A 12,728-nucleotide genomic window follows, 5' to 3' on the forward strand; every position below is an offset into this window, starting at 1 on the left:
GGGAACGGTGCTCACTGTGCGCAGCGTGCGGGACCCTGCGTTCGTTACCCACCACGCTGAGTGGTGAGCTTTGGGCGGTATTTCCCGCTTCGGCCCTCCCTCCAGGCTTCGCCATCTCGATGCTGGGCAATTCCAAAGCGTACGGGCCGGCCCTGTTTGCGACAAGCCGCGAAGAGACTGCCCGATCCGACCCGGACGACCGATCGTACACCTGTTCCAATGCCCTTGTCAGGGGTGCCGTACGGGCGGCCACCCGGGCCCCTCCGGGCCGTCCGGCGACCGGTACCGTCTAGCCGTGACCGATCTGGTACGGGCCCCGGCCCCGGTGGTGATGGGCGTCCTCAACGTCACGCCCGACTCGTTCTCCGACGGCGGACGGTACGCCGACCTGGACGCCGCCGTCGGACACGGCGTGCGGCTGCGGGCCGAGGGCGCCCACCTGGTGGACGTCGGCGGCGAGTCGACCCGGCCCGGCGCCGACCGGGTGGACGCGGAGACCGAGGTGGCCCGGGTGGTCCCGGTGATCCGGGAGCTGGCCGCCGCGGGCGTGCCGACCAGCATCGACACCAGCCGGGCGCGGGTGGCCGAGGCCGCGCTCGCGGCCGGGGCGGCGGTGGTCAACGACGTCTCCGGCGGCCTCGCCGACCCGGACATGGTCCGGGTGGTGCGCGACGCCGGCTGTCCCTGGGTGCTGATGCACTGGCGCGGCCACTCCCGGGGGATGCGGGAGCTGGCCAGCTACACCGACGTGGTCGCCGACGTCCGCGCCGAGCTGGGCCAGCGGGTCGACGAGGCGCTGCGCGCCGGGGTCGCCGCCGACCGGATCGTGGTCGACCCGGGGCTGGGCTTCGCCAAGACCGCCACCCACAACTGGGAGCTCAGCGCCCGGCTGCCCGAGCTGCTCGACCTCGGCTTCCCGCTGCTGTTCGGGGCCAGCCGGAAGTCGTACCTGGGCCGGCTGCTGGCCGGCCCGGACGGCACCCCGCGCCCGACCGGCGGCCGGGAGGCGGCCACGGTCGCGACCAGCGTGCTCGCGGTGGCGGCCGGCGCCTGGGGCGTACGCGTGCACGACGTCCGGGCCACCGTGGACGCGCTGGCGGTCTGGCAGGCCACCGGCCGCCCCCGCCTCGTCGCCACCGGGCCCGTGCCGACCCGAGGAGGAGACCGGTGACGGACCGGATCGAGCTGACCGGCCTGCGGGCCCACGGCCGGCACGGGGTCTACGACTTCGAGCGCGAGCAGGGCCAGGACTTCGTCGTCGACGCCGTGCTGGAGCTGGACCTGGCCCCGGCCGCGCGCTCCGACGACGTGGCCGACACCGTCCACTACGGCGAACTGGCCGAGCGGCTGGTCGCGGTGGTGACCGGCGAGCCGGTCAACCTGATCGAGACGCTGGCCGACCGGCTGCTGGCGGTCTGCCTGGCCGATCCCCGGGTGGTCACCGCGACGGTGACCGTGCACAAGCCCGAGGCGCCGGTCCCGCACGCCTTCACCGACGTGGCCGTCACCATGACCCGGTCGCGTGCCCGGTGACCCGGGCGGTCCTCTCGCTGGGCAGCAACCTCGGCGACCGGCTCGACCACCTGCGCACGGCGGTCCGCGCGCTCGGCGACACCGTGCTGGTGGTGTCCGGGGTGTACGAGACGCCGCCGTGGGGCGACGTCGACCAGCCCGCGTACCTCAACGCGGTGCTGCTGGCCGCGGATCCGGCGGCGACCCCGCGGGACTGGCTGGAGCGGGCCCGCGCGGCCGAGCGGGCCGCCGGCCGCACCCGTGACCCGGCCCGCCGGTTCGGCCCGCGCACCCTCGACGTCGACGTCATCGCCGTCTGGACCGACGACGACGAGCCGGTGCTCAGCGACGACCCCGAGCTGACCCTGCCGCACCCCCGGGCGCACCTGCGGGCGTTCGTGCTGCGGCCGTGGATCGACATCCAGCCGTACGGCCGGCTGCCCGGCCACGGCTGGCTGACCGACCTGCTCACCACCGGGCCGGCCGCCGCCGACGCCCTGGATCTGCGCCCCCGGCCGGAACTGGCGATAGAGTCGACGGCATGAGCGAGCGCCAGCGAGCGAATCATCAGCTCAGCGCGGTGGTGCCTCATGGCGGCACGCAGCGGAGCGGAGTGCCGGCATGAGCCAGTGGAGCCGGCCGGCATGACCCAGGCGCAGTCCCGACCCCCCGGCCGGCCGGGTCCCGGCCGGATGGGCCCGACCCGGATCTCCACCCTCGTGGTGGCCGCCCTCGCCGCAGCGGCGGCGGCCTGGCTGCTGATCAGCGGCCTCTACTACAGTGGCCTGCCCCGGCTGCCCTGGCTGCCCGTGGTCACCCTGGCCGGGCTCGCCGTGCTCGAGGCGTACGCCGCGATCAACACCCGGGGCCGGATCGAGCGCCGCCCGGGCCGCGACCCGGTCAACCCGCTGATGGTCGCCCGGTTCGTGGTGCTGGCCAAGGCGTCCTCGCTGGCCGGCGCCATCTTCACCGGTGGCTACGCCGGCCTGACCGGCTGGCTCTTCGTGGAGAACACCCGCGCCGCGACGGAGGACCGGCCGGCCGCCGGCGCGGGGCTGCTCGCCTCGCTCGCCCTGGTCGCCGCCGCGCTCTGGCTGGAGCGCTCCTGCCGGGTTCCCGAGCAACAGGACGACGAGGACCGCGAACCGGGCGACCGGGACAGCCGCCCCGGCCCGCGCTGATCCGGGGGTTACGCACGGCTGCCTGCGCCGGTTACCGTGCCTGGCGACCGGAGAGCAACGGCCGCCCCGGTCCGCCCGTGCGTCGGACCTGGACGACCGGCCAGGGTGGGAGGCGTTGATGGCGTACGACGAACCGGGGCGCGACGGGTCGGATGAACCCTCGTCCGGGGTACCGGCCGCCGTCCTGGAGAACGTCTTCGACGACCCCGCGCACGGCGAGCCCGGCCGGGACCGGATGGCCGTGCACCTGATCTGGGAGTCGCTGCTGCTGGTCGCGGTGGGCGTGCTGGGTTTCCTGCTCTGGCGGGAGAGCCCGGAGGCCCTGCGCGGCGACGACCTGCGCTCCCTGCTCATCGAGGTGACCACCCTCGGCCTGCTGGCGCTGGCCGCCGGGCTGAGCCTGCGTACCGCCGCGGTCAACCTGGCCATCGGCCCGGTCGCGGTGGCCGCCGCGCTGCACGTGGCCGAGCAGGGCGACCGGGGTGTGCTGGACGCCGTCGCCCCGGCCGCCGCGGTGGCCGCCGTCGGCGGGCTCGCGGTGGCGCTGGCCGTGGTGGTGCTGCACGTCCCGGCCTGGGCGGCGAGCCTCGCCGGCGCGGCCGGGGTGGTCGTGTACATCGAGCAGCGCTCCGCGCCGGTGCTGGTACAGGGCGGGTACGACCCGCGCAGCGGGGCCGCCCAGCTCTTCGCCGGGTTCGCGGCAGTCGCCGTGCTCGGCGGCCTGCTCGGGGCGGTGCGGCCGGTCCGCCGGTTGCTCGGCCGGTTCCGCCCGGTCGCCGATCCGGCCCGGCGCCGGGGCGCGGCGGCGGCGTTCGTCGCCGTCGGGGCGATGGTCGGCTCGACCGTGCTGGCCTTGCTGGCCGGCGTTCTGGTGGCCAGCGGCGGCGGCGGTCCGGTGGCGCCCACGCCCGGGCTGGACTGGACGGTGCTCGCGGTGGGCGCGGCGCTGCTCGCCGGGACCAGCGCGTACGGCCGGCGGGGCGGCGTCTTCGGCACCCTGCTGGCGGTCTGCCTGGTGGCGCTCTTCCTGGCCTACGCGCAGGCGCGGGGCTGGACGTTGAGCCGCTGGGCGGTCGGCGGCGTGGCCCTGGGCGTCGGGCTGGTGGTCACCCGGCTGGTCGAGGCGTTGGGGCGGCCCGGGGCCGGAACGGCGGCGGAGTCCTCCCTGGGCGGGGACGGCCGGATCAGCACCGGCTGGACGGTGCCCCGGTCGGGCCCGGCCGACAGTTGGCCGCCCACGCTGCCCACGCAGCCCATCGAGAGCCCGGCGGACCCGTGGAACGGGCCGCAGTGGGAGACCGGGCCGCGCCGGTGGGACGATGCCGGCCGGTGAGCCGCTGCGGCGTCCACCGGGCCCCGGGTGATCTCGGCGGTTAGGCTCGGCGGCATGACCGACACACCATCGACCCCCGGGGCCGGCCCGTCGTTCTCCGCACTCGACGCCCTGTCCACTGAGGAGCTGCGGGAGCGCGCGTTCGCGGTCGCCCGGGAACGCCGTGACGCGGGCTTCTTCTGGTCGGTGCTGCGGCACCTGCCGAACGCGGACGAGGCCGCCGTGCTGGACGGGGCGCCGAACTCGGTCGGACCGATCATCGACGAGGCCAACGCGCTGTGGCGGGAGCTGACCGGTCACGGCTACGAGGAGTCGGAGCCGCTGCTGCGCGCCGCCTTCATCGACTACCTCATGAAGCACCCGAAGTGACCCCGGCCGGCGTCGAGCGGGCCGCCGGGAGCTGACCCGGCATGGCCCTCACCAACCGGCCGCGACGCATCGGCCGCTACGGCACGGCGGCGGGCACCGGTGCGCTGGCGGCGTTCGTCCTGGTCGCGGTCGGCGGCAGCCCGGCGTACGTCGGCTGGGCCCAGGGCCACACCGACCCGAACTCCGCCGGCGGCTGGTTCCTGCGGCTGCTCGGCTGGCCGGCCTGGCGGCTCACCGGCTCCGACGGCGGGCTGCTGGCCGGCAACCTGCGCGCGGTGCTGGTGGTGGCGCTCGCGGCCACCTTCCTCTACCTGCTGCCCGCGGCCCAGGTGGCCCGGGTGCAGGGTTCGGTCAGCCAGTTCTGCTCCGGCTGGGCCGCGTACGTCCTGGCCGGCGGCCTGGCGTCGCTGCTCGCGGCGTTCCTCGGGCCGGACCCGACGCTGCTCGCGGCGTTCCAGGCCGCCGGCACCGGCGCCTCGTACGGCTTCTTCGCCGGCTGGATCGTGGGCACGGCCAGCCTGGGCGGGCGGGCCTGAGCCCGGCCGGTCGTCCGCGCCCCGACGCTCGCAGCGGCCGGCGCGGTCTCAGCGCTCGGGCCGGCCGATGTCGAGCAGCCCGGCCCGGGTGAGCACGCCGACCGGCCGCCCCCCGTCGGTGACCAGCACCCGGTCGGCGGCCGCGGTCAGCAGCACCGCGAGCGCGTCGTACGCCGGCCCGCCGAGCGGGACGGCCGGCAGGTCGGGCGGCGCGTCGGCCAGCGGCGCCAGCATCTCCCGGGTGACCGGGGTGACCACCAGCCGCCGGATCCCCCGGTCGGCGCCGACGAACTCCCGGACGAACGGCGTGGCGGGCGACCCGAGCAGGGCCGCCGGAGTGTCGTACTGCTCCAGGTGGCCACCCTGGGACAGCACCGCGATCCGGTCGCCGAGCCGCACCGCCTCGTCCAGGTCGTGGGTGACCAGCACGATCGTCTTGCGCACCTCGGCCTGCAGCCGCAGGAACTCCTCCTGCAACCGGCTGCGCACGATCGGGTCGACGGCCGAGAACGGCTCGTCCATCAGCAGCACCACCGGATCGGCGGCCAGTGCCCGGGCCACCCCGACCCGCTGCCGCTGCCCGCCGGAGAGCTCGTGCGGGTACCGCCGGCCGAACTGTGCCGGGTCCAACCCGACCAGTTCCAGCAGCTCGTCGACCCGGCGCCGGCTGCGCTCGCCGGGCCAGCCGAGCAGCCGGGGCACGGTGGCGACGTTGGCGCTGACCGTCTGGTGTGGAAAGAGCCCGACGTTCTGGATCACGTAGCCGATCCGGCGGCGCAGCCGGACCGGGTCCGTCCGGGTCACGTCCTCGTCGCCGAGCAGGATCCGGCCTCCGGTCGGCTCGACCAGTCGGTTGATCATCCGGAGCACGGTGGACTTGCCGCAGCCGGACGGCCCGATCAGCACCACCAGTTCGCCGGCCTTGATGTCGAGGCTGAGCTCGCGGACCGCCTCGGTGCCGTCGGGGTAGCGCTTGCGGATGCCCTCCAGGCTGATCGACGCCGCGCGCGGCCCGCCGCCGGTCTCCGGGGTAACGTCCACCTGTGTCCTTCCGCCTGAGCTACCGAGCCGACCCGGGTAACCCGTGGTTCTCCTGGCAGTACGTGCGGGACAACTCTGACACGATCCTCGCCGCGGTGCGGGAGCACGCCTCGCTGACCGCCCGCGCGGTGCTGATCGCCGCCCTGGTCGCGTTGCCGCTCGCCGTGGCGGCGTACTGGTTCCGCCGGCTCGCCGGCCCGATTCTCGCACTCACCGGCGTGCTCTACACGGTCCCGTCGCTGGCGCTCTTCGCCTTCCTCGCTCCCTACCTGGGCATCGGCGCGGTGACCGTGCTCAGCGTGGTGGTGCTGTACGCGCTGCTGGTGATCGTGCGCAACGCGATCGCCGGGCTCAACCAGGTGCCGCCCGAGGTCCGGGAGGCGGCCGAGGGGATGGGCTACGGCCGGTGGGGACGGCTGTTCCGGATCGAGCTGCCGCTGGCCCTGCCCGGCATCCTCACCGGGCTGCGGCTGGCCACGGTCTCCACGGTCGCCCTGGTCACCGTCGGGGTGGTGATCGGGCGCGGCGGTCTCGGGCAGCTCATCTTCGCCGGCTTCCAGAACAACTTCTACAAGGCGCAGATCATGACCGGGACCCTGCTCTGCGTCCTGCTCGCCCTGGTGCTGGACCTGCTCCTCGCCGGGGTGGGCCGGCTGCTCACCCCCTGGCTGCGGCGCGGGCGGGCCGCGTGAGCGCCCGGCCTGCCCGACGACCCGGAAGGCGGCGGCGGTGAACCCGGTCGAGGCGGCCGTGGTCTGGCTCAACGACCCGCTGAACTGGACGAACCCCGGCGGCATCCTGGACCGGCTCGGCGAGCACCTGTCGATGTCCGCCGCCGCGGTGGCGCTGGGCTGCCTGGTCGCCTGGCCGATCGGGCTCTGGCTGGGGCACAACGGCCGCGGGGGCGGCCTCGTCGTGCTGGTGGCCAACCTCACGCTCGCCGTGCCGACGCTCGCCCTGCTGACCATCCTGCCGCTGACCTTCCTCGGCTTCGGCCGCCCGGCCGTGGTGGTGGCGCTGGCCGTCTTCGCGGTGCCGCCGCTGCTGGCCAACGCGTACACCGGGGTGCGGCAGGCCGACCCGGAGGCCCGGGACGCGGCGCGCGGCATGGGCTTCTCCGGTTGGCAGCTGCTGCGCCGGGTCGAGCTGCCGCTCGCGGTGCCCTACCTCGCGGCCGGCTTCCGAACGGCCGCGGTGCAGGTGGTGGCCACCGCGGCGCTGGCCTCCTTCGTCAACGGAGGTGGGCTGGGTCAGATCATCCGCGCCGGGTTCGGGCTCGACATCGCCGCCGGCGGCGGGCAGATCCTGGCCGGGGGTGTCCTGGTGGCCGGGCTGGCGGTGCTGGTGGAGCTGGTGCTGGCGGTGGTCGAGCGGCTGGTCACCCCCCGGCCGCTGCGTCCGGTCCGCCGCCGGGCGAACCGGCGCGCGGCGGACGCGGTCGCCGGGGGCTGATCCGCCACCGCTGACCGGCGGACCCAGCCGGCGGGCCGGCCGGGCACGGATCGGCGGTGCCGACCCCGGCGTGACGATCCGGTGACGAACCTCGCTCAAGGTTGTCGGACCCCCGCGGAAGATGTTGGGTGGAAACGCGGGCGATCGACAAGCAGTCGCCCGTCGGACACGCGGCCGGCCCGACACGGGTCGCGCCGGGACACGGAAGGCGGGCATCATGCGCGCACGTACACGCCTGGCGGTGGGGGCGGTCGGCGCCCTCGCGGCGGCCGGGCTCCTGACCGGATGCGGCGACGCCGGCTCCTCCGGCACCGACGCGCCCCAGCAGGGCGCCAGCGGGGTCGGCTGCGCCCCCGTCGCCGGCGACCAGCTCGTCGTCCTCGACGACGACAAGAAGCTCCAGAACACCGACAACATCATCCCGGCGGTCAACGTCGACGTGGCCACCCCGCCGCTGGTCGCGGCGCTCGACAAGGTCTCCACCGCGCTCGACACGCCGAAGCTGATCCAGCTCAACAAGGCCGTCGACGTGGACCGCAAGACGCCCGAGGTGGCCGCGAAGGACTTCGCCACCGCCAACAACCTCACCGTCGGCATCGCCAAGGGCCCGGGCGGGCAGATCGTGGTCGGCGCCGGCAACTTCAGCGAGAGCCAGACCCTGGCCGAGCTCTACAAGATCACGCTGACCGCCGCCGGTTACCAGGTCCGGGTGCAGCAGATCGGCAGCCGCGAGCTCTACGAGCCGGCCCTGGAGAAGGGCGAGATCCAGGTCGTCCCGGAGTACGCGGCGACCATGGCCGAGTTCCTCAACACCAAGGCCAACGGGCAGAACGCCCAGCCGGTCTCCTCGCCCGACCTGGACAAGACGGTCACCGCGCTGAAGGCGGCCGGCGACAAGGTGGGCATCGCCTTCGGCGCGCCCTCCGCCGCACAGGACCAGAACGCCTTCGCGGTCACCAAGGCGTTCGCCGACAAGTACGCCGTCAGCACCCTCTCCGACCTCGCCGCGAAGTGCTCCGGCCAGGCCACCGTGCTGGCCGGCCCGCCGGAGTGCCCGCAGCGGCCGAAGTGCCAGGCCGGGCTGGTCGAGGTCTACGACTTCAAGGCCGGCTCGTTCAGCTCGCTTGACGCGGGCGGTCCGCAGACCAAGAACGCGTTGAAGACGGGCGCGGCCAGCGTCGGGCTGGTCTTCTCCTCCGACGGGGCGCTGGCCACCGGCTGAGCCACCCGTCCGGCGTGCCGGCCACCCCCGGCCGGCACGCCGGGCACCCGCCGAACCGAGGTGCGGGTCGCCCCTTGTCAACCATCGGTTAACTCGCGGTGAAGCCCGGCCGCGGACGCTTCCGACCGTTCCCAGGCACGGCAACTCTCGGTAGGCTGCACACCCATGCCAGCCCCGGTCGCCCCCGCCGACAAGCGCAATCCGCCACTGCTCACCGCGCTCTTCTGGATCGGTGTGGCACTGGCCCCGGTGGCGGCGCTGATCCTGCTGGTGGCCGACGGCAACGGGCCGCTGCGGTTCGCCGCCGTGCTGGCCATCCTGGCCGTGGTGCTGATCGGCCTGTCGATCGCGCTGCGCGCCGACGGCGGCGGCCAGCACGGCACCGAGGAGTTGCTGAAGGAGATCGAGCAGCTCCGGCGGGAACTGCGGGGCGAGATCGTCGCCGCGGCCCAGCGCGGCAACCAGGCACTCGACCAGGCCCAGCGGGCCCAGGAGGCCGTCACCGGGCTGCGCCGGCGGCTCGACGCCAGCGTCGCCGCGTTGGCCGGCGACGAGCCGGCCGACGCCGGCCGGGCCCGGGTGCCGGCCGCGGAGGCACCGGACGAGATGCCCGCCGCCCGGGGCCGCGTCCCGGACGAGACGGCGCCCCGGTGGGGGCGGCCGGAACGCGACGACGAGGAGCCCGCCCGCCGGCCGCAGTCGACCCCCCGGTACGCGTCCGACGGCCCGGCCCCGGGCCCCGGCGGGGTGTACGGCGGCGAACGGACCAGCGCCGGTTCGGCCGGTGTCTACGGCGCGGCCCGGCCCGCGGAGCACGACAACCGGTCCGATGCCGCGCCCCGCCCGCTCGGGGTGGTCCGGCACACCGAGACCGTGCACGTCACCACCCGGCACACCATCGTGGACGGCGCCGCCCCCGGCGAGTCGGGCACCCGCTACGGCGGCGGGTACGCCGGCCGGTGGGCGCCGGACGCCGAGGAGCGGTCGTGGGGCACCGCAGAGCCGGACGACCGCCCCTGGTCCGGGTACGGCGACGCGGACGGCCGCAACGACGACCGCGGCTGGTCCACGCCGGCCGCGGCACGGGACGAGCGGGACCGGCCCGGCCAGCGCGACGAGCGGGGCTGGTCCGGCCGACGGGACGAGCCGGGTTGGTCCGAGCAGCGCGACGACCGCGGCTGGGCCGGCACCGGGGACACCGGCTGGCGCGAGCCGGCCGGGCGGGACTGGTCGTACCAGCCGGACGAGGCGGACCCCGACAGCGGCGATTACTGGTCGCAGTTGCGCGCCGGTGACCGCTGGGCGGCGGTGCGCGACGACGAGCACGGCCGGGAGGTCCGGGTCGGGGAACGGCGCGCCGAGGTGCTCGCCGACGCGGGGGGCACCGAGTACCGGGTGGCGGACCGCTGGGCGACGGCCCGGCGGGGCCCCGACCGGGACGGCGAGGAGGGGCGGCGCGACGCCTGGGCCGAGCCGGAGGACCGGCCGGCGTTGCCGGTCGGCGGGGTGCCGGTGCCGCAGGAGTGGCGCCCGCCCCGGCAACGGGGGCACCAGTCCGACCCGCCGCGCGGCTACCAGCCCGAGCCCGAGCCAGAGCCGGAGCGCTGGCGGCCGCGCGGCGAGGAGCAGCGCTACGGCTACCCGCCGCAGGAAGACGCGCCCCGCGCCGGCGGCGCCCGTTCCGCCGACCGCTGGCGCTGACCGCCAGGTCGCCGGCCGGTCACTTGTCGATGTCGCCGACCACGAAGAACATCGAGCCGAGGATGGCGATCAGGTCCGGCACCAGGCAGCCGGGGAGCAGGGTGGCCAGTGCCTGCACGTTCGCGTACGACGCGGTGCGCAGCTTGAGCCGCCACGGCGTCTTCTCGCCCCGGGACACCAGGTAGTAGCCGTTGATCCCGAGCGGGTTCTCCGTCCAGGCGTAGGTGTGCCCCTCGGGGGCCTTGAGCACCTTGGGCAGTCGGGTGTTCACCGGCCCGGTCAGCCGGTCCACCCGGTCCAGGCACTGCTCGGCGAGGTCGAGTGAGGCGTACACCTGGTCGAGCAGCACCTCGAAGCGGGCGTGGCAGTCGCCGGCGGTCTTCGTCACCACCGGCACGTCGAGCTGGTCGTAGGCCAGGTAGGGCTCGTCGCGGCGCAGGTCCAGGTCGAGCCCGGAGGCGCGGGCGACCGGACCGGACGCGCCGAACGCGGCGGCGTCCGCGGCCGACAGCACCCCGACGCCGACGGTACGGGCCAGGAAGATGTCGTTGCGCCGGATCAGGTTGTCCAGGTCGGGCAGGCGCCGGCGTACCTCGCCGATCGCGGCCCGCGCCCGGCCGGTCCAGCCGGACGGCACCTCCTCCTTCAGCCCACCGACCCGGTTGAACATGTAGTGGATCCGGCCGCCGGAGACCTCCTCCATCACCGCCTGGAGGGTCTCCCGTTCCCGGAAGGCGTAGAACATCGGCGTGATCGCGCCGATCTCCAGCGGGTACGAGCCGAGGAACATCAAATGGTTGAGCACCCGGTTCAGCTCGGCGAGGGCCATCCGCAGCCAGGTCGCCCGCTCCGGCACCTCCATGCCCATCAGCCGCTCGACCGCGAGCACCACGCCCAGCTCGTTGGCGAACGCCGACAGCCAGTCGTGCCGGTTGGCCAGCACGATGATCTGCCGGTAGTCGCGTACCTCGAAGAGCTTCTCCGCCCCCCGGTGCATGTAGCCGACGATCGGCTCGGCGGCGACCACCCGCTCGCCGTCGAGCACCAACCGCAGCCGCAGCACGCCGTGCGTGGAGGGGTGCTGCGGCCCGATGTTGAGCACCATGTCGGTGCCGAGCTGCTCCCCGCCGGTGCCCGCCACCAGGCCGGCCCCGGTGCCGACGGTCAGTTCGCGAAGGTCGCCGGCGTCCGTGGTCATGCCCGTCATCGTGCCACGAACGGCTCCGGATCGATGCCGACCGGTTGCCGCAGCCACCAGTGCCCACCGAGCCCGGCCGGGTCGGTCAGCTCGGCCACCGTCGACGCGGCGGCCAGCGCCCGCACGTACCCGGCCGGGTCGCGGGCGGCCAGGCTCAGCGGCGGTCGGCCGCCGTCCGCCCCGAGCGCCCGCAGCCCCTCCCGCTGCGGCACCAGGGCGTACGCACACCGGGCGACCCGCTCACCGGCGGAGGCGGCGGAGTCCATGGCGACGTGTGCGGTGACGTCACACGACCCGTCCGGCACCGGCGGCACCTGCCGCCCGCCCCGGTACCCGGTCAACGTCCCGTCTACGGGTCGGCTATCTCGCAGGTGCCCGTAGTCCACGGCCAGCGCCAGCCCTCGGTCGATCTTCCTGACCGCGTCGGCCCAAGCCTCGTCGCGGGTCCTTCCGATCTCGGCGCGCATTGCCGTGGGGGAGGACCGCTCTGCGCCGGGAACCGGCCACCAGGTCGCCAGCCACTCGGCGTCCTCCGGGCTGACCGGGTCACCCAGGCTCTCCGCACCGGTTGCCGGGTCGACCAGCAAATGGCGCCAGCTGTCGCCGGTGTGCACCGCCACGTCCAGCGGCACGTTGTCGAGCCACTCGGTGGCCAGGAGCAGCCCGACGATCCCGGCCGGGATCTCATCAGACCAGGCGATCTCCGCGGGAAGGTCCTCGGGTCGGGGGGCGAGTTCGACGGCGGTGAGCCGCAGCCGCCGCGCGAGCGGCGCCGGGCGGACGGCGGCCGTGGAGGTCGGGGTTTCCGGGGAGCCCGCCCGCGGAGGGATCAAGCCTGACCGCCCGGAGCGGGTGGGCTCCCCGGAAACCCCCACCGCGAACCCGCCGGCGTCCTCGAAAGTCGCGGAGCTCGCCAAGGTCGCCAGGGTCCGCAACAGTTCGCCCCGGCCAGCGCCCACGTCCACCACGTCGAGCCGGTCCGGGTGGCCGAGGGCGGCGTCGACCTGCGAGACGAGGCCGAGCAGCGCGCCGGCGAACGCGGGTGAGGCGTGCACGCTGGTGCGGAAGTGGTCGGCCGGCCCGGCGCCGGAGACGAAGAACCCGCCCGGCCCGTAGAGCGCCCGGCTCATCGCGTCCCGCCACCGCATCGACATCAGTTCATCCCACGTTCAGGGTGCGTCAC

The 12,728-nt window shown here is 75.3% G+C and carries 14 protein-coding genes; 11 read left to right on the plus strand and 3 right to left on the minus strand.

Translation table 11 applies throughout. From position 1 onward, the window contains the following. The first annotated feature begins 295 nt into the window (after window positions 1-295). The 7 genes from folP to ACVCAH_RS00705 all read left to right on the plus strand — a co-directional run bounded on the left by folP (window position 296) and on the right by ACVCAH_RS00705 (window position 4,931). Window positions 296-1,171, plus strand: coding sequence for a dihydropteroate synthase (gene folP / locus ACVCAH_RS00675; RefSeq protein WP_447134051.1), 876 nt, complete (start codon window positions 296-298; stop codon window positions 1,169-1,171). After that, window positions 1,168-1,533, plus strand: a complete 366-nt coding sequence (gene folB / locus ACVCAH_RS00680; protein ID WP_447134052.1) for a dihydroneopterin aldolase — start codon at window positions 1,168-1,170, stop codon at window positions 1,531-1,533. The genes folP and folB overlap by 4 nt, the downstream gene beginning before the upstream one ends. Then, window positions 1,530-2,057: a 2-amino-4-hydroxy-6-hydroxymethyldihydropteridine diphosphokinase gene (folK, locus tag ACVCAH_RS00685; protein WP_447134053.1), complete on the plus strand. Its 528-nt coding sequence runs from the start codon at window positions 1,530-1,532 to the stop codon at window positions 2,055-2,057. Before folB ends, folK begins: the two co-directional genes overlap by 4 nt. 99 nt (window positions 2,058-2,156) lie before the next feature. After that, a complete protein-coding gene (locus ACVCAH_RS00690; RefSeq protein ID WP_447134054.1) occupies window positions 2,157-2,693 on the plus strand; it encodes a DUF3180 domain-containing protein in 537 nt (178 codons plus the stop codon). 118 nt (window positions 2,694-2,811) lie between these two features. Continuing rightward, window positions 2,812-4,026 (plus strand): ABC transporter permease, encoded by a 1,215-nt coding sequence (locus ACVCAH_RS00695; RefSeq protein ID WP_447134055.1) that lies wholly within the window; start codon window positions 2,812-2,814, stop codon window positions 4,024-4,026. Window positions 4,027-4,080: 54 nt separating this feature from the next. After that, a complete protein-coding gene (locus tag ACVCAH_RS00700; protein ID WP_447134056.1) occupies window positions 4,081-4,395 on the plus strand; it encodes a hypothetical protein in 315 nt (104 codons plus the stop codon). A 41-nt stretch (window positions 4,396-4,436) separates the two neighbouring features. Then, window positions 4,437-4,931, plus strand: a complete 495-nt coding sequence (locus tag ACVCAH_RS00705; RefSeq protein ID WP_447134057.1) for a hypothetical protein — start codon at window positions 4,437-4,439, stop codon at window positions 4,929-4,931. Window positions 4,932-4,979: 48 nt separating this feature from the next. Here the strand turns inward: ACVCAH_RS00705 and ACVCAH_RS00710 are convergent, their stop codons facing one another. After that, window positions 4,980-5,972 carry an ABC transporter ATP-binding protein gene (locus ACVCAH_RS00710; protein WP_447134058.1) on the minus strand — a complete coding sequence of 331 codons (993 nt, stop codon included), beginning with the start codon at window positions 5,970-5,972 and terminating at the stop codon, window positions 4,980-4,982. Between the two features lie 2 nt (window positions 5,973-5,974). On the opposite strand from ACVCAH_RS00710, the gene ACVCAH_RS00715 reads away from it, so the two are divergent. The 4 genes from ACVCAH_RS00715 to ACVCAH_RS00730 all read left to right on the plus strand — a co-directional run bounded on the left by ACVCAH_RS00715 (window position 5,975) and on the right by ACVCAH_RS00730 (window position 10,347). Beyond that, window positions 5,975-6,664 carry an ABC transporter permease gene (locus tag ACVCAH_RS00715; protein ID WP_447134059.1) on the plus strand — a complete coding sequence of 230 codons (690 nt, stop codon included), beginning with the start codon at window positions 5,975-5,977 and terminating at the stop codon, window positions 6,662-6,664. Window positions 6,665-6,701: 37 nt separating this feature from the next. Beyond that, on the plus strand, window positions 6,702-7,424 hold the full coding sequence (locus tag ACVCAH_RS00720; RefSeq protein WP_447134060.1) for an ABC transporter permease: 723 nt from the start codon (window positions 6,702-6,704) through the stop codon (window positions 7,422-7,424). Between the two features lie 217 nt (window positions 7,425-7,641). Next, a complete protein-coding gene (locus ACVCAH_RS00725) occupies window positions 7,642-8,646 on the plus strand; it encodes a glycine betaine ABC transporter substrate-binding protein (RefSeq protein WP_447134061.1) in 1,005 nt (334 codons plus the stop codon). Window positions 8,647-8,811: 165 nt separating this feature from the next. Next, the gene (locus tag ACVCAH_RS00730) at window positions 8,812-10,347 is read left to right on the plus strand and encodes a hypothetical protein (RefSeq protein ID WP_447134062.1); all 1,536 of its coding nucleotides are present in this window, start codon (window positions 8,812-8,814) and stop codon (window positions 10,345-10,347) included. Window positions 10,348-10,366: 19 nt separating this feature from the next. Here the strand turns inward: ACVCAH_RS00730 and ACVCAH_RS00735 are convergent, their stop codons facing one another. After that, window positions 10,367-11,554, minus strand: a complete 1,188-nt coding sequence (locus ACVCAH_RS00735) for an NADH-quinone oxidoreductase subunit D (RefSeq protein ID WP_447134063.1) — start codon at window positions 11,552-11,554, stop codon at window positions 10,367-10,369. Next, window positions 11,551-12,699 carry an SAM-dependent methyltransferase gene (locus ACVCAH_RS00740; RefSeq protein ID WP_447134064.1) on the minus strand — a complete coding sequence of 383 codons (1,149 nt, stop codon included), beginning with the start codon at window positions 12,697-12,699 and terminating at the stop codon, window positions 11,551-11,553. Before ACVCAH_RS00740 ends, ACVCAH_RS00735 begins: the two co-directional genes overlap by 4 nt. Window positions 12,700-12,728 lie beyond the last annotated feature (29 nt).

This window comes from Micromonospora sp. LZ34 (assembly GCF_052981855.1).